At 53.7% G+C, this 21,201-nt stretch carries 16 protein-coding genes; 7 read left to right on the forward strand and 9 right to left on the reverse strand.

Annotation, left to right across the window (positions count from 1 at the left end):
• Positions 1 to 924 carry a LysR family transcriptional regulator gene (locus tag EX31_RS09710; RefSeq protein ID WP_037034444.1) on the reverse strand — a complete coding sequence of 308 codons (924 nt, stop codon included), beginning with the start codon at positions 922 to 924 and terminating at the stop codon, positions 1 to 3.
• Positions 925 to 1,080: 156 nt separating this feature from the next.
• Between EX31_RS09710 and EX31_RS09715 the strand changes: the two genes are divergently transcribed.
• Together EX31_RS09715 and EX31_RS09720 are read left to right on the forward strand one after the other, a co-directional pair.
• Positions 1,081 to 2,502: a M20 family metallopeptidase gene (locus tag EX31_RS09715; protein WP_037034445.1), complete on the forward strand. Its 1,422-nt coding sequence runs from the start codon at positions 1,081 to 1,083 to the stop codon at positions 2,500 to 2,502.
• Positions 2,499 to 3,782, forward strand: coding sequence for an MFS transporter (locus EX31_RS09720; RefSeq protein WP_037034447.1), 1,284 nt, complete (start codon positions 2,499 to 2,501; stop codon positions 3,780 to 3,782). The genes EX31_RS09715 and EX31_RS09720 overlap by 4 nt, the downstream gene beginning before the upstream one ends.
• A gap of 66 nt (positions 3,783 to 3,848) precedes the next feature.
• On the opposite strand, the gene EX31_RS09725 is transcribed toward EX31_RS09720, so the two are convergent.
• Positions 3,849 to 5,000 carry a PQQ-dependent sugar dehydrogenase gene (locus tag EX31_RS09725; protein WP_037034448.1) on the reverse strand — a complete coding sequence of 384 codons (1,152 nt, stop codon included), beginning with the start codon at positions 4,998 to 5,000 and terminating at the stop codon, positions 3,849 to 3,851.
• Positions 5,001 to 5,318: 318 nt separating this feature from the next.
• Here EX31_RS09725 and EX31_RS09730 point away from each other — a divergent pair, with 318 nt between their 5' ends.
• The 3 genes from EX31_RS09730 to yicI all read left to right on the forward strand — a co-directional run bounded on the left by EX31_RS09730 (position 5,319) and on the right by yicI (position 10,330).
• Positions 5,319 to 6,392, forward strand: a complete 1,074-nt coding sequence (locus EX31_RS09730) for a sugar ABC transporter substrate-binding protein (RefSeq protein WP_013575879.1) — start codon at positions 5,319 to 5,321, stop codon at positions 6,390 to 6,392.
• A gap of 215 nt (positions 6,393 to 6,607) precedes the next feature.
• The gene (locus EX31_RS09735) at positions 6,608 to 7,975 is read left to right on the forward strand and encodes a glycoside-pentoside-hexuronide family transporter (RefSeq protein ID WP_037034449.1); all 1,368 of its coding nucleotides are present in this window, start codon (positions 6,608 to 6,610) and stop codon (positions 7,973 to 7,975) included.
• A gap of 30 nt (positions 7,976 to 8,005) precedes the next feature.
• Positions 8,006 to 10,330 carry an alpha-xylosidase gene (gene yicI, locus EX31_RS09740; RefSeq protein WP_037034450.1) on the forward strand — a complete coding sequence of 775 codons (2,325 nt, stop codon included), beginning with the start codon at positions 8,006 to 8,008 and terminating at the stop codon, positions 10,328 to 10,330.
• A gap of 68 nt (positions 10,331 to 10,398) precedes the next feature.
• On the opposite strand, the gene xylR is transcribed toward yicI, so the two are convergent.
• The 4 genes from xylR to xylF all read right to left on the reverse strand — a co-directional run bounded on the left by xylR (position 10,399) and on the right by xylF (position 15,559).
• Positions 10,399 to 11,586, reverse strand: a complete 1,188-nt coding sequence (gene xylR, locus EX31_RS09745; protein WP_013575882.1) for a D-xylose utilization transcriptional activator XylR — start codon at positions 11,584 to 11,586, stop codon at positions 10,399 to 10,401.
• A gap of 181 nt (positions 11,587 to 11,767) precedes the next feature.
• A complete protein-coding gene (xylH, locus tag EX31_RS09750) occupies positions 11,768 to 12,967 on the reverse strand; it encodes a xylose ABC transporter permease XylH (protein WP_013575883.1) in 1,200 nt (399 codons plus the stop codon).
• Complete coding sequence (locus EX31_RS09755) at positions 12,960 to 14,465, reverse strand: xylose ABC transporter ATP-binding protein (RefSeq protein WP_037034615.1); 1,506 nt, start codon at positions 14,463 to 14,465, stop codon at positions 12,960 to 12,962. The genes xylH and EX31_RS09755 overlap by 8 nt, the downstream gene beginning before the upstream one ends.
• Positions 14,466 to 14,566: 101 nt before the next feature.
• Positions 14,567 to 15,559: a D-xylose ABC transporter substrate-binding protein gene (xylF, locus tag EX31_RS09760; protein WP_015690054.1), complete on the reverse strand. Its 993-nt coding sequence runs from the start codon at positions 15,557 to 15,559 to the stop codon at positions 14,567 to 14,569.
• Between the two features lie 381 nt (positions 15,560 to 15,940).
• Here xylF and xylA point away from each other — a divergent pair, with 381 nt between their 5' ends.
• Both xylA and xylB read left to right on the forward strand, forming a co-directional pair.
• The gene (xylA, locus tag EX31_RS09765) at positions 15,941 to 17,260 is read left to right on the forward strand and encodes a xylose isomerase (protein WP_037034451.1); all 1,320 of its coding nucleotides are present in this window, start codon (positions 15,941 to 15,943) and stop codon (positions 17,258 to 17,260) included.
• Positions 17,261 to 17,351: 91 nt separating this feature from the next.
• Complete coding sequence (gene xylB, locus EX31_RS09770) at positions 17,352 to 18,803, forward strand: xylulokinase (RefSeq protein ID WP_037034452.1); 1,452 nt, start codon at positions 17,352 to 17,354, stop codon at positions 18,801 to 18,803.
• Between the two features lie 197 nt (positions 18,804 to 19,000).
• Here xylB and lsrG read toward each other — a convergent pair whose 3' ends face one another.
• Genes lsrG through lsrB form a run of 3 tightly spaced genes read right to left on the reverse strand, consistent with a single transcriptional unit; the run spans position 19,001 to position 21,191 of the window.
• A complete protein-coding gene (gene lsrG, locus EX31_RS09775) occupies positions 19,001 to 19,291 on the reverse strand; it encodes a (4S)-4-hydroxy-5-phosphonooxypentane-2,3-dione isomerase (RefSeq protein ID WP_037034453.1) in 291 nt (96 codons plus the stop codon).
• A gap of 3 nt (positions 19,292 to 19,294) precedes the next feature.
• The gene (gene lsrF, locus EX31_RS09780; protein ID WP_013575889.1) at positions 19,295 to 20,170 is read right to left on the reverse strand and encodes a 3-hydroxy-5-phosphonooxypentane-2,4-dione thiolase; all 876 of its coding nucleotides are present in this window, start codon (positions 20,168 to 20,170) and stop codon (positions 19,295 to 19,297) included.
• 19 nt (positions 20,171 to 20,189) lie between these two features.
• Positions 20,190 to 21,191 carry an autoinducer 2 ABC transporter substrate-binding protein LsrB gene (gene lsrB / locus EX31_RS09785; RefSeq protein WP_369794782.1) on the reverse strand — a complete coding sequence of 334 codons (1,002 nt, stop codon included), beginning with the start codon at positions 21,189 to 21,191 and terminating at the stop codon, positions 20,190 to 20,192.
• Positions 21,192 to 21,201 lie beyond the last annotated feature (10 nt).

Here is a 21,201-nt window from a genome sequence, read left to right on the forward strand (position 1 = left end):
CTACAGCCGGAAATCACGAATAAAATTCTCGTTTTCACGCGTCAGTTCATCACGAATAAAATCGATGAACTGACTCAGTGCCGCCGGACGCCGCTTGCCTGCCGGTGACTGCAACTGCAACGTACGCTGACTCAGTTGTTCAATATTCACCGGTTTCACCCGCAAATTGTCGCGGCGCGCTTTGTACATAATGGAAAAATGGCTGCATGCCGCAATCGCGCCCGGTGTCTGCACCATAAAATCGTACAACGTCGAGAAACGGTTACAACTCACCGCAGGCTCAAGAAAAATGCCGCTCATCCGGCAGGACAAATCAAACAACTGGCGGATGGTGCTGCCCTGCTCGTTCATCGCCAGCGGGTACGGGTGCAAATCCGTCAGCTGCACCTCAGATTCCGCCAGCGGATGATCCGGACGCATCACCATGCGCACCGGCGCGGGAAAAGACGCCAGAATATCCACACCGCGCTCCGCCACCAGACTGAACTGCAACGCCAGTTCCACTTCGCCGTTGTGGATCATCTCCGACACTTCAACCGCCGTGCCGACGTTGAGATAAAACATCACACCCGGATTGTTCAGCCGGAACTGTGAAAACAGCTGCGGCAGCAAATCAAACGCCAGCCCGTCGGTGCAGGCCATGCGGATCACCGTGCGGCGTACCGCGTTCAACCCCTGGATTTCTGCAATGGCGTGTTCCATGTCCATCATGCTTTTGCGCACATGGTTTTCCAGAATTTGTCCGGCATCGTTCAGCACCATGCCGCGGGCATGACGCTCAAAAAGCGGCGCACCGATACGTTCTTCGAGGCGCTGGATCTGGCGACTGATGGCAGACACTGCGACAAATAATTGCTTACTCGCCGCACTCAGCGAACCGGTGTTTGCCACTACCAGGAAGTAGCGAATTTCCGTACTTTGCATGGCCGTATTGCCTCATAACTGTGCAGACAAGCATTACAATAAAAGCAACGCTAAGTTGCAATTATTATTATTGTGGCAACGCTTGCGCCGCGCGTAGAGTGAAACTGCTAAAAAAACCAACAATAAATCCTCAAAACATTAAAAAGCAGGTTATTCATGACAGCGGAAAATATCGTTGAACAGGCATTAGCCTGGTTCGATCAGGGTGAATACAAAAGAACACTGGCACGCAGGGTGGCTATTGCCACCGAAAGCCAGAGCAATCAGCGCGACGCTGAACTGGCGCGTTATCTCGATGAAGAGATTAAACCGGCACTTTCAGCGATGGGTTTCAGCCTGCTCAGCGTGGAAAATCCTCATGCTGCCAACCGTCCTTTCCTGATTGCTACACGCATTGAAGACAGCGAATTGCCCACCATATTGAGCTATGGCCACGGCGACGTGGTGTTCGGCGACGATGAAAACTGGCGCAGTGATTTGTCGCCATGGACGCTGAAAGAAGAAGGTGACCGCTGGTACGGACGCGGCAGCGCCGACAACAAAGGCCAGCACAGCGTTAATATTGCGGCGCTGGAACAAATCTTCAAAGCACGTGGTGGCCGTCTCGGCTTTAACTGCAAACTGTTGTTCGAAATGGGTGAAGAAATCAGCTCGCCGGGGCTGGCCGAACTGTGCCGCGATTATCACGACCAACTCAGCGCCGACATTTTCCTGGCCTCCGACGGCCCGCGCCTGAGTGCTGTGCGCCCGACGCTGTTCCTCGGCTCGCGGGGTGCGGTCAATTTCCGTCTGACCATCAATGCCCGCGACAACGCCTATCACTCCGGCAACTGGGGCGGTCTGCTGACCAATCCCGGCATTCAGCTGGCCAATGCGCTGGCCTCGCTGGTCAGTCAGCAGGGGCAGCTACAAGTGGAAGCGCTTAAACCGCCTGCAATCAGTGAGGCAGTGCGAGACATTCTCCGTGATGTTGACGTCGGTGGCGGCGAAAGTGATCCGCAGATCGACCCGGACTGGGGAGAAGCCGGTCTGACGCCAGCCGAGCGTTTGTATGCCTGGAATACGCTGGAAGTGCTGTCATTCCTGACCGGTAACCCGCAGCGCCCGATGAACGCGATTCCCGGCAACGCCACGGCAGTGTGTCAGCTACGGTTTGTGGTCGGCACTGACTGGCAAAACCTGGCGAAACACGTGCGTGACCATCTTGATGCACAGGGTTTCCCACAGGTTGAAGTGGAATTTATGCGCGGTTCACCGGCCACCCGTTTCGACCCGACCGACCCGCTGGTCGGCTGGGCGCTGAACATCATGCAGCAAACTACCGGCAAAAAACCGGCGCTGCTACCGAACCTCGGCGGTTCACTGCCCAATGACGTTTTTGCCGATATTCTCGGCCTGCCGACGTTGTGGGTTCCGCATTCGTATCCGGCCTGCGGTCAGCATGGCGTCAACGAGCACATGTTGATTTCCGTCGCCCGTGAGGGGCTGGCGATCATGACCCGTCTGTTATGGGATTTCGGCGAGCATGGTACCGCCCTGCTCGCTCAGCATATTGATCACGCCGGAGGTGCCAAATGAGCCAGTTAACGGCGTCATCCCATACAACCGGCAACGCGACAGAAAAGCCAAGCCTGATGAAAACCCTCTTTGCGACCTGTATCGGTAACGCGCTGGAATGGTTTGATATCGCGATTTACGGTTTTTTCGCCAGCTACATTGCTCACGCCTATTTTCCGACATCCGATCCGACCGTTTCCCTGTTACTGACGTTTGGCAGTTTCGGCGTGTCATTCCTGATCCGCCCGCTCGGCGCGGTTGTGCTGGGTGCGTATGCAGACAAACACGGACGCAAAGCCTCACTGTTGCTGTCCATCAGCCTGATGATGATCGGCGGCCTGATTATCGTTATAACGCCGTCTTACGGAACCATCGGTATGGCGGCTCCGTTGTTAATCCTGGCAGCTCGTCTGATTCAGGGCTTCTCGGCAGGCGGTGAATTCGGCAGTTCGACGGCCTTTCTGGTCGAACACTTCCCGGAACGCAAAGCGTTTATCGCCAGCTGGCAGTTCGCGACACAGGGTGCGAGTACGCTGCTGGCATCGGCATTCGGGCTGGGTTTATCGGCAGTGCTGAGTGAAACACAACTGCAGGACTGGGGATGGCGTATTCCGTTTATCTTCGGGCTGCTGATCGGGCCGGTCGGTTTATACATCCGCCGTCATATCCGGGAATCAGAAAGTTTCAGCAAGGCCGAGAAAACCGCGTCGCCACTGAAAGAAATCGTGCGTGCGCAAAAAGGTCTGTTCTTTACCGCGATTGGCCTGATGGTGGTGTCTACTGCCATCAACTATATGCTGAACTACGTACCGACATACGCCACCAAAACACTGCATCTGCCTGCTTCGGCGGGGTTCAGCGCCACACTGGCAGCCGGGATTATCCTGACGGTAGTGACGCCCGTTATGGGCCTGTGGGCGGAGAAAATTGGCCGTCTGCCGCTGATGTGGGGATCGCTTATTCTGCTGTTGCTGACCGTGTATCCGGCGTTCTGGCTGATGCTGCAACACACTTCAGCGATGTCCTTGTTGTTGCTGATAAGCTGGCTGGCACTGCTGAAATCGGTGTATTTCTCCACCGTGCCGTCGATGATGGCTGACCTGTTCCCGATCACCACCCGCGCCAGCGGGATGGCGATCAGCTACAACGTCGCCGTAACCGTGTTTGGTGGCTTCGCGCCATTCATCTGTACATTGCTGATTTCCGCCACCGGCAGCAGTCTGGCACCGGGCTACTACCTGATGATGGTCGGGTTGCTCAGCGTCTGGGCCCTGTTCAAGGCGCAAAGAACGCAACGCTGATTGCGCTGAGTGAAACTGAGGCGGGCTGAAATAGCCCGCCTTTTTATTGAGTTAACCCTTCAGGACTTAACCCTGCGGTGCCACCTTCAGCAACTTGCCGTCGCGATCGTCGGTCAGCACATACACAAATCCGTCTGCACCCACCTGCACTTCGCGGATCCGTTCCTTACGGTCACTGAGTAAACGCTCTTCATGCGTGACTTTTTCGCCGTCGAGCGTCAGGCGGATCAGCGATTCTCCTGCCAGCGCACCGATAAACAGCGAGTTTTTCCATTGCGGGAATTTTTGCACGTTATAGAACGCCATGCCGCTTAATGCCGGTGAAACTTCCCAGTAATAAATCGGATCTTCCGCCCCCGCTAATGTGGTGCCTTTGGCTTCGGGGATCGGCTGCCCGGAATAGTTAATCCCGAAGGTTGCCAGCGGCCAGCCGTAGTTTTTACCCGCTTTCAGCAGATTCACTTCATCGCCGCCGCGCGGACCGTGTTCGGTTTCCCACAACACCCCGCTCCACGGATTAACTGCCAGTCCCTGCGGATTACGGTTGCCGAAAGTCCAGATTTCCGGCTTCGCACTTTTGTCCTGAACAAATGGATTATCCTGCGGCACGCCGCCTTCCGGTGTCAGACGCAAAATCTTGCCCTGCAACTGATTCAGATGCTGGGCGTTGATGCGCTGATTATTGTCACCGGTCGTCAGGAAAATATTTCCCTTCTGATCGAAGGCGATGCGCCCGCCGAGATTAATGCCGCTTTGCAACGCCGGTTGCTGTACGAAAATAACCTTAAAATTCGCCAGGGTTTTATTGTCCGCCGTCAACGTGCCATAGCCCAGCGCAGCATGCGGTTCACCTTTTTCACCCGGCTGCGCAAAGGTGAGATACACCCGGCGGTTACTGGCAAAATCTGGCGACAAACGGACATCCCATAAACCGGCCTGCCCGGCGACCCACACGGCCGGTACACCTTTCAGCGGTGCGGATAATCCAACGTCCTGCTTCCAAAGTCGCAGTTGCCCGCTGCGTTCGGTAATCAGCGCCCCTTGATTATCAGGCAAAAAAGCCAGTGACCACGAGTGATCCAGCCCTTTTGCCAGTTCAGTGACCTGCGCACTGACAAGTGGCGGCGGGACGGGGGATTTCGGCGCAGCAGAGACGTTGGTGGTTAACATGACCAGCGCAAAAGCAGGCAATAAGGTGTCGCGGAAAGAAAATGGCATAAGGCTTCTCCCGGAGGCTGTATTAGAGGAATGAACGATCAATATAAAAATCGCAGACAAAAATTCAGTTTAGGCCATGTGCCTGATTTTGCTCAGAGGCTGCGCATCCGCTATAACCCACAGGAATAACAACACTGTTAAATATAATAACAACAAAGCATTCCTTCTTTCGTAACATACCGGTAAACTGCTTCGACAGAATAGACGTCCAGACAGACAGACTTCTGTACATCCTCAATCTGGAAAGCCGCATTGCCTTCCCGGATTTACCAAAAAAAATACCAGAAAAAACATCGCGTCCGACGGAGCTGTTCAATAATGAAAAAAATATCCGCATCCCTGCTGGCATTAAGCCTGTTTTCCACTGTACCGGCCTTCGCTGCCGGTGAAACACCTGCGCCCGTTCCGGCGGCTATCGCCCAGCACAACGGTCCCGTGCGCATCGCAGTTATCCGTAATCTTGGCTCCGACGATAACACCACGCAGTTCCTGGCCGGTGCCATTAAACAAGGCCGCGCACTTGGCTTTAAAGTGGATACCTTTCTGAGTAATGGCGATGACGCCAAATTTCAGGATTTCGTGAATCAGGCCATCAGCCAGAAATACGACGGCATTATCCTGTCCCAGGGACGCGGCCCGTATTCCGAAGCGCTGGCAAAACGCATTGCGGCAGCAGGTATTGCGGTTTCCGCATTTGATACCGAGGTGCCGGAAAACATTCCAGGCGTGACCGTCACCCGTCAGGACGATGCCTCACTGGCGAAAGCGTCTGTCGGTCAGCTGGTGAAAGACTTCAACGGTAAGGCTAATATCGTCAAACTGTGGGTGGCCGGTTTCCCGCCAATGGAACGCCGCCAGAAAACCTACGAAGCTATTTTGAAAGAGAATCCGGGCATTCATCAGCTGGAATCGATCGGCGCAGTGTCTTCTGACGTGCAGGGCGATACAGCTAACAAAGTCGGTGCAATCCTCGCGAAATACCCGAAAGGTCAGATTGATGCCATCTGGGGCGCATGGGACGCCTTCAGTCAGGGCGCGTATAAAGCACTGAAAGAAAATGGCCGTACCGAGATCAAACTCTACAGCATTGATGTATCGAATCAGGATTTACAACTGATGCGCGAAAAAGGCAGCCCGTGGCAGATGACCGCTGCAGTGGATACACAGCTGATTGGCGCGGTTAACCTGCGAATTGTGGCGCTTAAAATTGCCGGTGAGAAAACGCCTGCAACCTATGAATTCCCGGCACAGACCATTCCGCAATCTCTGCTTCTCAGCCAACCGGACGGCATCAACGTGACCGGTCTGAGCAAAATCATTCCTGGCTGGGGTAAATCTGAAGATTTCACCGCACCGTGGTTTGCGACGCTGGAAGCAAAATATAAAAAATAAACATCTGAGCCTCCCGGAAACGGGAGGTTTTTTCCGCATGTATCCGCCCCGTATCAGGCACTTCCCCCACACTTTTCCCGCTCAACTTTCCTCCGTTTGCACTGTGCGATCACAGAAATAAAGAAACATAATTTCAGAAACAAAAATCTCAATAGCCTCAGGCACCCGCCAACCGTTAAAAACGTACTCACCCTTTTCATATGGACATTGAAGCAATGAGTACAGAAATCCTTTCGGTCAAGGAAAAGATTGGATACGGATTAGGCGACGCCGCCAGTCATATCATTTTCGATAACGTCATGCTCTACATGATGTTTTTCTATACCGATATTTTCGGCATTCCTGCGGGTTATGTCGGTACGATGTTCCTGCTGGCCCGCGCACTGGACGCGATCTCAGACCCCTGCATGGGATTACTGGCAGACCGCACCCGAACGCGCTGGGGGAAATTCCGCCCTTATGTGCTGTTCGGCGCCATTCCTTTCGGCATCGTCTGCGTATTCACTTACACAACGCCAGAGCTGAGCATGAACGGCAAAATGATTTACGCCGCTATCACTTATACCCTGCTGACGCTGATGTATACCGTGGTCAACATTCCTTACTGCGCCCTCGGCGGTGTGATTACCTCTAACCCGACGCAACGTATTTCACTGCAATCGTACCGCTTCGTGCTGGCCACTGCTGGCGGCATGTTAAGTACCGTGCTGATGATGCCGCTGGTTAAACTGATCGGCGGAGAAAATCAGGCGCTCGGTTATCAGGGCGGGATTGCGGTGCTGGCGATTGTCGCGGCCGTGATGCTGGCGATTTGTTTTGCCACCACCAAAGAACGTATCGATCCGGGCAAACCGACCGGCACCATGCGCGAAGATTTGCGTGATATCTGGCACAACGACCAGTGGCGTATTGTCGGCCTCCTGACCATCCTCAACATCATTGCGGTCGCGGTTCGCGGCGGCGCCATGATGTATTACGTGACGTACATTCTCGGCAATCCGGTGCTGTTCGCCTGGTTCCTTGGCGTCTATTCCGTCGGTAACCTGTTAGGCAGTGCGCTGGCAAAACCGCTGACCGACTGGAAATGTAAGGTCAGTGTTTTCTGGTGGACCAACGCCATTCTGGCGGTTCTGAGCCTCGGCATGTTCTTCCTGCCGGTGAACGGCAGCGTGCTGATGTTTATCTTCATCTTCGTTATCGGCGTTCTGCATCAGTTGGTCACGCCAATTCAGTGGGTGATGATGTCCGACACCGTAGATTACGGCGAATGGAACGACGGCAAACGCCTGACCGGTATCAGCTTCGCCGGTACCCTGTTTGTTCTGAAACTCGGTCTGGCCCTGGCCGGCGCGATGATCGGCTGGATGCTGGCCGGTGCCGGTTATCAGTCCGGTGCCGCCACCCAAAATGCAGCCACCATGACCAGCATTATCGCGCTGTTCACCCTGGTTCCGGCAGTTTGCTACCTGTTGAGCGCCATCATCTGTAAACGCTATTACATTCTTCGCACCCCGCTGCTGCGCCGCATTCTTGATGAAGTCGCACAAGGCATCCGCCGCAATCAGCAAGAATTTATGAAATAAATTGGATGAAGTTTAAAAGGAAGAGACATTATGAAGATCAGTGATGGTAACTGGTTGATCCAGGAAGGATTGTCACTCACGCACCCGCTTCAGGTGTTTGAAGTACAACGCTCCGGTAATGAGATGGTGATTTATGCTGCGCCGAAAGATGCCTCGGAACGCGCCAGCCAACTGGACTCGCCACTTTTTACGCTGCGTTTCTTCTCGCCGCAGACCGGCGTGATGGGTGTACGTATTACCCATTTTGATGGCGAAATGGATAAAGGCCCGCATTATCCGTTAATGCAAACCGACACCCCCGAACTGCGCTTTGAAGACAACGATGAATTCGCCGCGCTGCACAGCGGTGATCTGAGTGTTCGCGTCACCAAAGGTAATAACTGGACGCTGGACTTCCTGCGCCATGGCCGCCGGATCACCGGCAGTGTCGCGAAATCTAACGGCTATGTTCAGGACACAAACTCGCATAAAACCTACATGATGGAACGCCTGGATCTGGGCGTTGGCGAAACGGTTTACGGTCTGGGTGAGCGTTTCACCGCGCTGGTCAAAAATGGTCAGACTGTCGAAACCTGGAACCGCGATGGCGGCACCAGCACTGAGCAGTCTTACAAAAACATTCCGTTCTACCTGACGAACCGCGGCTACGGCGTGCTGGTGAATCATCCGGAATGTGTGTCTTTTGAAGTCGGCTCAGAAAAAGTCTCCAAAGTGCAGTTCAGCGTGGAAGGCGAATATCTCGAGTATTTCGTTATCGATGGCCCGACGCCGAAAAAAGTGCTCGACCGTTATACCCGTCTGACCGGCCGCCCTGCACTGCCACCCGCCTGGTCGTTTGGCCTGTGGCTGACCACCTCGTTTACCACCAACTATGATGAAGCGACCGTCAACAGCTTTATTGACGGCATGGCGGAACGTGAATTGCCACTGCATGTTTTCCACTTCGACTGCTTTTGGATGAAGGCTTTCCAGTGGTGTGATTTTGAATGGGATCCGCAAACTTTCCCTGATCCGCAGGGTATGTTGCAGCGCCTGAAAGCGCGCGGTCTGAAAATTTGTGTGTGGATCAACCCCTACATCGGCCAGAAATCGCCGCTTTTCCGTGAAGGTAAAGAAAAAGGTTATCTGCTCAAACGCCCTGACGGCCGTGTCTGGCAGTGGGATAAATGGCAGGCTGGCATGGGCATCGTGGATTTCACTCATCCGCAGGCCGCTGAATGGTACGCGGGCCATCTGAAACGTCTGGTGGATATGGGCGTCGATTGCTTCAAAACCGACTTCGGCGAACGTATCCCGACCGACGTCGTCTGGCACGACGGCAGTGACCCGCAAAAAATGCATAATCATTACGCGTTTGTGTACAACAAACTGGTATATGAAACGTTGCAGGATAAACTCGGCGCAAACGAAGCCGTGCTGTTCGCCCGTTCCGCCTCGGTAGGTGCGCAGCAATTCCCGGTTCACTGGGGCGGTGACTGCTACGCCACTTACGAGTCGATGGCTGAAAGCCTGCGTGGCGGGTTATCCATCGGATTATCCGGCTTTGGTTTCTGGAGCCACGACATTGGCGGTTTCGAAAATACTGCACCGGCGCACATCTACAAACGCTGGTGCGCATTCGGCCTGCTCTCAAGCCACAGCCGCCTGCATGGCAGCAAATCCTATCGGGTGCCGTGGGTGTATGACGATGAAGCCTGCGATGTGGTGCGCCAGTTCACGCAGCTAAAATGCCGCCTGATGCCGTATCTCTACCCCGCTTCAGCCCAGGCTGCCAGCCACGGAACACCGGTGATGCGCGCCATGATGCTGGAGTTCCCTGACGATCCGGCATGCGATTATCTTGATCGCCAATATATGCTTGGTGATGATCTGCTGGTCGCCCCCGTTTTCAGCGAAGAAGGCGATGTCAATTTCTATCTGCCAGAAGGCCGCTGGACGCACCTTCTGAGCAACGACGTGGCCGAAGGCTCGCGCTGGCATCGTCAGCAGCATGGCTTCGACAGCCTGCCGTTGTATGTTCGTCCGAATACCTTGCTGGCGCTTGGCAGTAATAATCAGAAGCCGGATTATGATTACAGCCAGCAGCCTGAATTCCATCTGTTCGAGCTGGAAGACGGCGCGGTGGCAGAAAGCGTGATCACCGATCTGAGCGGGAGAACCGTCTTCACCCTGAAAGCCGAACGGCGGGATGGCGTAATTACAGTAACCCGGGAAGGCCAGGCATCAGGCTGGACACTGTGCCTGCGCAATCAGAAATCGGTCAGGGAAGTGAGCGGTGCTGCGCAGAAAGAAGAGGCGCTGGGGATATTGCTGACCCCGGCTGCCGGTGCAGGCCCGGTGGTGATAACACTGTAATTTATTCTCTGGTATCAATGTATTCATGCCCCGTTCGTCACTGAACGGGGCATTTTTTTATGCGGCTTTCAGACATCCTGATACACGCTATCGCCATGAATGCTGCGGTACTCTTTAGGGGTCATTTCATAGCCTTTTTTGAATACCGAATAGAAATATTGCAGCGACGGATATCCGCACATCTGCGAGATCTCATTGATGGAAATCGAGGTAGCGGCCAGCAGGTTGCGGGCGCGGTCGAGTTTTTCTTCGTGGATCACGCCGTGAATCGTCTGTCCGGTTTCATCCTTAAACCGTTTCTCAAGATTAGAACGCGACATGCCGATGGCATCGAGAACCTGTTCAACCTTAATCCCTTTGCAGGCATGGTAACGGATGTAATGCATCGCCTGAATGACGGCCGGATCACGCAGTGATCGGAAATCCGTTGAGCGGCGTTCTACCACTTTTACCGGCGGCACCAGAATACGCTGTAACGGTAAATCACGCTGATCCAGCAACTGATGCAGAAGTTTCGCGGCGCGATAGCCCATCTGGCGCGTGCCCTGTACCACGGATGACAAGGCAACACGCGACAGGTAGCGCGTCAGTTCCTCATTATCGATACCAATGACGCTAAGCTTTTCTGGTACAGGAATATTCAGGTGCTCGCACACCTGCAACAGATGACGTGCGCGGGCGTCGGTAACCGCAATAATGCCAGTTTGCTGCGGCAGTGTCTGGATCCAGTCCGCCAGCCGGTTCTGAGCGTGTTGCCAGTTTTCCGGTGCGGTCTCCATCCCCTGATAGACCACACCCTGATACTGTTCAGCAGACACCAGTTTTCTGAACGCGTGCTCGCGTTCCTGCGCCCAGCGCTTTCCCCCGGCATCAGGCAAACCGTAAAACGCGAAGCGGTTAATCCCCTTCTCTTTCAGGTGCATAAAGGCCGCTTCAACCAGTGCGTAGTTGTCGGTAGCGATATAATGCACCGGCGGATAATCTTCTTCCTGATGATAAGACCCGCCCACCCCGACAATCGGCACATTGAGGCCTTCAAGCAACGTTTCAATTTCACGGTCATCAAAATCGGCGATCACACCATCACCAAGCCAGTCTTTAATGTTGTCTATGCGACAGCGGAAATCCTCCTCAATGAAGATATCCCAGTCGCTTTGTGAGGCCTGAAGGTATTCACCCACGCCTTCGACGACCTGACGGTCATAGACTTTGTTGGCGTTAAATAACAACGTGATCCGATAACGTTTTTCAAACATGCCTGTCTCTCACCGGTTTTCTCATAGACTAAAGCCTCATTCATTTGTACTCATGAATGAGGCTGATTGGGTTGGTCAATAGCACAACGCCATGGCTTACGTAGATTTAGCTTAGTGAATTTGTGAGGTTGCTCAGACTTTCCTAAGTGACCGCCCGTCATCACTGCCATCTCTGCTGACTTTATGCACGTCGTTTGGTCGCCGAATCCATCCAGACCGCCAGCAGTAAAATCCCGCCTTTAACGATGTACTGCCAGAACGTTGGTACATCCAGCATGCTCATGCCGTTATCCAGCGAGGCCATAATGAAAGCCCCCATAACCGCACCGGCCACGCTGCCGACGCCACCCGCCAGGCTCGTTCCGCCAATAACGCAGGCTGCAATGGCATCCAGTTCCGCGATATTCCCCGCCGAAGGCGAACCTGCCCCCAACCGCGAACTGAGGATCAGACCGGCAATCGCTACCATCAGACCGTTTATCGCAAACACCGCCAGCTTGCTGCGCTCGACATTAACACCGGATAACCGCGCCGCTTCAATGTTGCCGCCAATAGCGTAAATACGACGGCCAAATGCGGTGCGGGAGGCCATAAACATGCCACCCAACATCAGCGCCACCAGAATCAACACCGGCGTTGGCACGCCGCGATAATCGTTGAGCAGGTAAATAGCGCCCAGCGCGATAACCGCAGTGAGTGCCTGACGGGTCACATCACTTTTTGCCGCGGTCAGCGGCAAACCCAGCACCGCCCGCTGTTTGCGCCTGCGCCACTGCCAGCCAATAAACAGGGCCAGCGCAATCGCACCAATACCAAAACCGAAAGAATCCGGCAGATAACTCTGACCTATTAACGACATTGCAGGTGTCGTCGGTGACACCGTGGTGCCGCTGGTGATACCAATCAGGATGCCGCGAAACGCCAGCATTCCGGCCAGTGTGACAATGAATGACGGGACTTTACGATATGCTACCCACCAGCCATTCCATGCGCCCAACAGCAGCCCTAATGCCAGGGTCACCACAATGGTGAGCGGCAAAGGCCAGCCGAGCCAGACATCGAAAATCGCCGCCGCACCACCCAATAATCCCATCATGGAACCGACGGACAAGTCGATCTCCGCTGAGATGATCACAAAGACCATGCCTACAGCCAGAATACCGGTGATGGCGGTCTGACGCAGCAGGTTAGACACGTTACGTGCGCTGATATACGCGCCGTCAGTGGTGACGCTAAAGAAGACAATAATCACCGCAATGGCCGCCAGCATGACGAACACCTGCAGGTTAATACTCTTCAGTTTCTGCATCGAAAATAACGCGTCGGCCCCACCCTGAGTTGCAGGCGCAGACGGGGTTCCTGGTTGGGGAAATTTAGACATAAGATTCACTCCTCAATGCGGCTTCCATGACCTGTTCCTGACTTAAATTATTGTTATCCAGACAGGCTTTGACCTGTCCGAGATGCATGACTACCACGCGGTCGCTGAGTCCCAGCACTTCGGGTAACTCTGATGAGATGACGATAATTGCCATGCCCTGCGCCGCCAGCTGGCCGATCAGTTTGTAGATTTCATGTTTTGCCCCGACGTCGATCCCGCGCGTCGGTTCATCAAGAATGAGGATTTTAGGTTTTAGCAGCAGGCACCGTGCCAGAATGGCTTTTTGCTGATTGCCACCGCTGAGACGCCCGATAGCCAGTTCGGGAGAAGAGGTTTTGATTTTGAGTTGTTTCACTGACTCACTGATGCTGTGCTGTTCTTCGGCTTCGCGCAGAACACCGCCAGCGCTGAACTGGCTTAACGCCGCCAGTGTAATGTTGCTGCCAACGGCCATAACCGGCACGATGCCGTCACGTTTACGGTCTTCAGGCACCATCGCCAGCCCGCGCCGCATGGCATCGCGGCAACCGGTGATCTGCACTTTCTCGCCTTGCAGCCAGATATCGCCAGACCAGCGTCCCGGATAAACACCAAATAAACACTCCATCATTTCGGTTCTTCCGGCCCCCACCAGTCCGGCGACACCCAGCACCTCGCCCTCACGCAACGTAAAACCGGCGTTATCCACCCGTTTGATATGCCGGTTAACCGGATGCCAGGCAGTAAGATTTTCCACCCTTAATATTTCCTTACCGATCTGGCGTTCACGCGGCGGAAAGAGTTCCGTCAGTTCACGCCCCACCATCATGGCGATAATTTCTTTCTCCGACGTTCCGGCGGCATTGCAGGTGGCGATATGACGACCATCGCGGATCACGCACAGTTTGTCCGATATGGCTTTGACTTCATTGAGTTTGTGGGAAATATAAATACAGGCGATGTCGTGATGGCGCAGGTCACGAATGATATCGAGCAAAATCGCGGTTTCACTTTCGGTCAATGATGCCGTCGGTTCGTCCAGCACCAGCAAACGGACCTGCTTGTTCAGCGCTTTGGCAATTTCAACCAGTTGCCGCTGCCCGAGCCCCAGTTCCCCGACCAGCGTATGCGGGTCAATATTGAGTTTGACCTGCGCCAGCATGCGCTGACAACGCAGATACATTTTGTCGGTATCCAGCAGCCCATAACTGCCCCATTCATTACCCAGAAACATGTTTTCCAGAACACTCAGTTGCTTAACCAGCGCAAGTTCCTGATGAATAATGGCGATCCCTTTTTGCTCGGTATCACGGATACCTTTCGCAGTAAGACGTTCTCCTGAAAAATAAATTTCACCTTCAAACGTTCCTTGCGGATAAATACCGCACAACACTTTCATTAACGTGGATTTACCCGATCCATTTTCGCCACACAGCGATAGCACTTCACCCGCAGATAACGTCAGACTAATATTATCAACGGCTTTTACTGCACCAAACCGCTTGGTGATATTGCGCATATCCAGCAACGGTAATTTTTCATATTGTTCTGGCACTTTCACCTCCAGCAGAAACAACACTTCCGGGGGGAAGTGTTGTTTCTATAGAAAATATTGAAAAATTAAAGGTCTGATTTTTTGTGGAATCCGTCGGCCACCACGGTGCTTTCAATATTATTTTTATCCACCGGAATCGGTGTTAATAAATAAGACGGCACGTCTTTTTTGCCATTATTTAATGTGGCATTGGATTTCGGGGTTTCCCCTTTGCCTAACTGCACCGCGATTTCGGCAGCGTCATTGGCCAGTTTGGTAATCGGTTTATAAACGGTCATCGTTTGAGTACCGGCTTCGATACGTTTGATCGCCGCAAGATCGGCATCCTGACCCGAGATCGCCACTTTCCCTGCCAGCCCTTGTGCTGACAGAGCCTGTACTGCACCACCGGCCGTCGCATCGTTAGACGCCACCACGGCATCAATTTTGTTGTTGTTGGCCGTCAGGGCATTTTCCATAATTTTCAGGGCGTTTTCCGGCAACCAGCCATCGGCCCACTGATCTCCCACAACTTTAATCTTCCCGTCTTTGATAAGCGGGTTCAGCACTTTCATTTGTCCTGCGCGGAACAGCTTGGCGTTGTTATCCACCGGCGAGCCGCCCATCAGGAAATAATTCCCCTGCGGCACACGCTCAACCAGGCTTTGTGCCTGCAGCTCCCCGACCTTTTCATTGTCGAAAGAGATATAAAAATCAATGTCCGCGTTGTTAATCATGCGGTCATAGGCCAGCACCTTGATGCCTTCCTGCTTCGCTTCGGCGATCACGTTGCTGAGCACTTCGCCGTTATACGGGATGATGACCAGCACATCGACGCCACGGTTGATCATATTTTCAATCTGCGCCATTTGTGTTTCTTCATTGCCGTTTGCGGATTGCACAAAAACATCCGCGCCGAGCGTTTTGGCTTTAGCCACAAAAATATCACGGTCTTTTTGCCAGCGCTCTAAACGTAAGTCATCAATAGCCATACCAATTTTAATTTCTTTCGCTAACCCTGACTGGCTAAAAAGCACTAATGCGGCACAGGCAGAAAGAATTACTTTATTCATTTTCATCATGTCAGACCTTTTATAAGAATAAGTAGAGGCAGATACAGAGAAGTGCGTACAGCAATGACACAAGGATTGTTGTCGCTGGGTAATTAATCGGCAATTGCAGATTTTAATCACTGCATTACGATTTTTTGTTTATTTTAGGAATTATGATGGGGATCATAGTTTGATTGTAATATGCACAAGCCAGATACTTTTATTATCGAGATATCGTGGAAGACGGATAAAAACGACAAGAAAAAAGGTTATTTATGCGATCTGCCGCACACTTAATAATTCTATTAAATTGAGTGTGAAATAACGTAATTGTGGGATGTCACGTCAACTCCGAAGATAGAGCCTCAGCCTCCCAGTCCCGCTGGGCCCGTTTTCAAGGAGTTATCAATGCACGCATATTTCGACAAGCTCGACGCAGTTCGCTACGAAGGTGCTAACAGCACTAATCCGCTGGCATTCCGTCATTACAACCCTGAAGAAGTGATCCTCGGCAAAACGATGGCTGAGCATCTGCGTTTCGCGGCTTGTTACTGGCACACCTTCTGCTGGAATGGTAATGACATGTTCGGTGTGGGCGCCTTTGACCGCCCGTGGCAACATCCCGGTGACGCGCTGGAGCTGGCTAAAAGTAAAGCGGATGTCGCTTTCGAATTCTTCCAGAAGCTGAACGTGCCTTACTATTGCTTCCATGACGTCGACGTATCGCCGGAAGGGACATCAATTAAAGAATACGTCAATAATTTTGCCATCATGACTGATGTACTGGCGCAAAAGCAGGAAGCCAGCGGTGTAAAATTGTTGTGGGGTACAGCTAACTGCTTCACCAATCCACGTTACGGCGCAGGCGCGGCGACCAATCCTAATCCAGAAATTTATACCTGGGCCGCAACGCAGGTTGTGCACGCCATGAATGCCACCAAACAACTGGGGGGCGAAAATTACGTGCTGTGGGGCGGCCGTGAAGGCTACGAAACCCTGCTCAATACTGATCTTCGTCAGGAACGCGAACAACTGGGTCGCTTCATGCAGATGGTCGTTGAGCACAAACACAAAATTGGCTTCCAGGGCACCCTGCTGATCGAACCTAAACCGCAGGAACCGACCAAGCATCAATATGATTATGATGTTGCTTCCGTCTATGGCTTCCTGAAACAGTTTGGCCTGGAAAAAGAGATCAAAGTGAATATCGAGGCCAACCACGCCACACTGGCGGGTCACTCATTCCACCATGAAATTGCTAACGCAATTGCTCTGGGTATCTTCGGTTCCGTCGATGCAAACCGTGGCGACCCGCAGTGTGGCTGGGACACCGATCAGTTCCCGAACAGCGTGGAAGAAAATGCGTTGGTGATGTATGAAATCATCAAAGCGGGCGGTTTCACCACCGGAGGCCTGAACTTTGACTCAAAAGTTCGTCGCCAGAGCACCGATAAATATGACCTGTTCTACGGCCATATCGGTGGAATGGACACCATGGCGCTGGCGCTGAAAGTGGCAGCCCGTATGATTGAAAGCCGTGAACTGGATAAGCATGTTGCCCAACGTTACGCTGGCTGGAACACAGAATTGGGCCAGCAGATCCTGCAAGGCAAAATGTCACTGGAATCCCTGAGCAACTATGCGCAACACAACGCGCTGGCCCCTCAGCACCAGAGCGGTCAGCAGGAGCGTCTGGAGAATCTGGTTAACCGCTATCTGTTTGGTTAACCGGCTAAAATAAGTTGACGCCCTGCCCGCTGCGCGCGGAATTGCAGGGCGTTAATCGTTACAGATTCGGGTTAACAGATAAGGGAAAACTATGTATCTCGGAATAGATCTTGGCACCTCTGGCGTGAAAGCCATTTTACTCAGCGAAGAAGGTCGGGTGGTCGCCAGCCACAGTGAGGCGTTAACCCTTTCCCGCCCGCATCCGTTGTGGTCTGAGCAAAATCCTGCCGACTGGTGGGATGCAACAGACCGTGCGGTTTGCGTACTGTCACAACAACACTCTCTGCAGGGCGTAAAAGCGATTGGCCTGACGGGTCAGATGCATGGCGCCACCGTGCTGGACGCACAGCAGCAGGTATTACGTCCGGCCATTTTGTGGAACGATGGTCGGAGCTTCAGCCAGTGTCAGCAACTGGAAACGGACGTCCCGAATTCCCGCCAGATCACCGGCAACCTGATGATGCCTGGTTTTACTGCACCGAAGTTGCTCTGGCTACGCGAAAACGAACCGGATGTGTTTGCCAAAACAGACAAGGTTCTGCTGCCCAAAGATTATCTGCGCTGGCTGATGACCGGCGTGTTCGCCAGCGATATGTCTGATGCCGCTGGCACCCTGTGGCTGGATGTCGCTAAGCGCGACTGGAATGACGAATTACTGCATGCCACCGGCCTGACACGCCAGCAGATGCCCGCGCTTTTCGAAGGTAATCAGATTACCGGACACCTGTTGCCGGAACTCGCCTCACGCTGGAACATGGATTCCGTGCCGGTGATTGCCGGTGGCGGTGATAATGCCGCCGGGGCCGTCGGTGTCGGGTTGTATAAAACCGGACAAGCGATGCTATCTCTGGGTACGTCCGGCGTGTATTTCGCGGTAAGCGACGGTTTTCTGAGTAATCCGCAACAGGCGGTACACAGCTTCTGCCATGCCCTGCCTGACACCTGGCATCTGATGTCCGTCATGCTCAGCGCCGCCTCTTGTCTGGACTGGGCTGCAAAACTGACCGGCACCGCATCGGTTGGCGAACTGATCAGTCTGGCAGAAAAGACCCCGCCTGCAGATTCACCGGTCTGGTTCCTGCCGTATCTCTCCGGCGAACGCACCCCGCATAATAATCCGAATGCCAAAGGTGTGTTGTTCGGCCTGACCCATCAGCATGGCCCGGCTGATATCGCCCGCGCCGTACTTGAAGGTGTGGGGTTTGCTCTGGCAGACGGAATGGACGTGCTGCACGCAACCGGTCTGAAACCGCACAGCATCACGCTGATTGGCGGCGGCGCCCGCAGCCCTTACTGGCGGCAAATGCTGGCCGACATCAGCGGTAAAACGCTGGAATACCGCACCGGCGGCGATGTCGGCCCGGCGCTCGGTGCTGCACGTTTAGCACAAATCGCCATGAATCCGGGGCAACCGCTGGAGCGGTTCCTGCCGGAACTGCCACTTGATCAAGTACATCAGCCGGACGCAGAACGGCATACTGCGTATGCGGAGCGGCGTGAAGTGTTCAGGGAGTTATATGTGAGGCTTGAGGGGTTGATGTAATACAAGACTGCTCCCTCCCCTGCGAAGGGGAGGGTTGGGGTGGGGTATTAAAGAAAAATCAGACAGTTAAAGTCAGCTTTGACTAAGTGTTAGCCCCTAAAACCCCCTCCCAGCCTCCCCCTTCGCAGGGGGAGGAGCCAAGACTAATAATGCTCCGCTATGGTCCTCACTAAAGGTGGAGCAAACCCGTTTTTACCTTACGGATATACCCCTTTAAACACCGTCTTCTTCCTCGGCTCCGACATAATCCCCTCCAGCGCCTCGACGCATTTCAAATAGTGCGGTGTTTTCTTGTGTGCCAGCACAGCGTCGTTATCCTGATAGGCTTCGTAGATAAAGAAGCGCGTCGGTACCGCCTCGTCCTGCAACACATCAAATCTGAGATTTCCCGGTTCCTTCACCGCGCCCAAATGGTTAGCGTGAAATACCGCCAGGAACTCATCCACCTTTTCCGGCTGAACATTAATTTCGACCAGTGTCACTTCCATGATTCACCCCTTTTCACTCAGGAACAGTTCATAAGCATGCGCCACGCTGGCGTTTTCATGCACCACCGCTTTCACCGCTTTCAGCATGGCAACCGGCGATTCGGACTGGAAGATGTTGCGCCCCATGTCCACACCGGATGCGCCCTGATCGATGGCTTTGAAGCACATTTCCAGCGCCTCGCGTTCCGGCAGTTTTTTACCGCCGGCAATCACTATCGGCACCGGACATCCCGCCGCGACGCGTTCGAAACCTTCATCGACATAGTAGGTTTTGATAATGTTCGCGCCCATTTCAGCGGCAATGCGGGTTGCCAGCGAGAAGTAACGCTGATCCCGCGCCATGTCTTTGCCGACGCCTGTCACCGCCATGGTCGGCATGCCGTAACGCATCCCCTGATCGACCAGTTGAATAATGTTTTTGATCGACTGATGTTCGTATTCACTGCCGATATACACCTGCGCTGCCATCGCGGCGACATTCAGGCGCAGCGCATCTTCAATCGCCACCGCCACCGTTTCGTTAGAGAGTTCAGTCAGGATCGAGTTACCACCGGAAGCCCTCATTACCACCGGTTTGTTCACCGCCGCAGGCACCACGCTGCGCAGCACGCCACGGGTACACATCAGCACGTCGGTATGCGAAAACAAAGGCGCAATGTTGATGTCGATGCGTTCAAGGCCGGTCGTCGGCCCCTGAAAATAACCGTGGTCAAACGCCAGCATCACCGTCCGGCCAGACTGCGGATTGAAAATCCGCGCCAGCCGCGACTGCATTCCCCAGTCAAGCTGACCGCTGCCCTTGAGGAAGAACGCGTGATTATCCTGCGGCGTGCCGATGCCGAAATTTTTGCCGTCTCTGATATCGTCCAGATCTGCCATTTTCTTTTCTCCTTACTGATCAGAAGTCGTATTTGCCGATGTTGTCTTTGGTGAAGACCACGCGTTCCGGCAGTAAAACGATGCCGTTACCTTTGGCCTCATACTGGTAGCCCTGCACGCTGTTCGGCACCACTTCCACCGTTCCGACGTCCGGCACATCCAGTTTGTCACCCACGTTAAGCGCGCCTTTTTTCAATAACTGATCGGCGACATAAACCGAAATTTTGCCCTGGCTGACCACGTCCCACAGACCGAACTGTTTCACCGTGCCGCGTTCGACATACGGGCGCATGACGTTTGGCGTACTGAAACCGACGATGGTCACGTTGGTACGTTTGAGGTTTTCCGCCGCCTGAGCCGCTGCCGGTAATGCGTTGGCATCAGGCGCAATAATCGCATCCAGATCGCCATAAGATTTCAGGATCCCTTCGGCGGTTTGCAGGGATTTAGTGGCATCGTTATAACCGTATTGCGTGGTCACGATTTCCCAGCCCGGATGCTCTTTGGCGATTTTGGCTTTCGCCTCTTTCACCCACTGATTCTGGTCGGTCACTGTCGGGCTGGAATAGAAGAACGCCACTTTCGCTTTCTCTTTTTTCACCTGGCTGGAGGTCATCTCCACCAGCATCGAACCCAGTTGTTGTGGTGTGCCCTGATTGATGTAAATCGAGCGGCATTCCGGTTTGGTATCGGAATCCCAGGTCAGCACTTTCACGCCGCGTTGCATGGCGCGTTTAAGCGCCGGACACAGGCCGTCGGGTGAGACCGCCGCCACCACAATCGCGTTGTATCCCTGATTGACGAAGTTGTTGATCATCTGCACCTGACCGGAAACGCTCGGCTCGGTCGGGCCGTCGTAGGTCACGTCCGCGCCCAGCGCTTTACCGGCGGCCATTGCGCCGTTGCCGCCGCTGGTGAAATAACCGACGCCCACCAGTTTTGGGATAAAGGCGATACGTTCAGCCGCCTGTGCGCTCAGACACGCGAGGCTCACGGCACTGGCAATTAACAAGATTTTCATTGTGTTGGCT

The organism is Rahnella sp. WP5 (assembly GCF_000745615.1).
Taxonomy (GTDB): domain Bacteria; phylum Pseudomonadota; class Gammaproteobacteria; order Enterobacterales; family Enterobacteriaceae; genus Rahnella; species Rahnella aceris.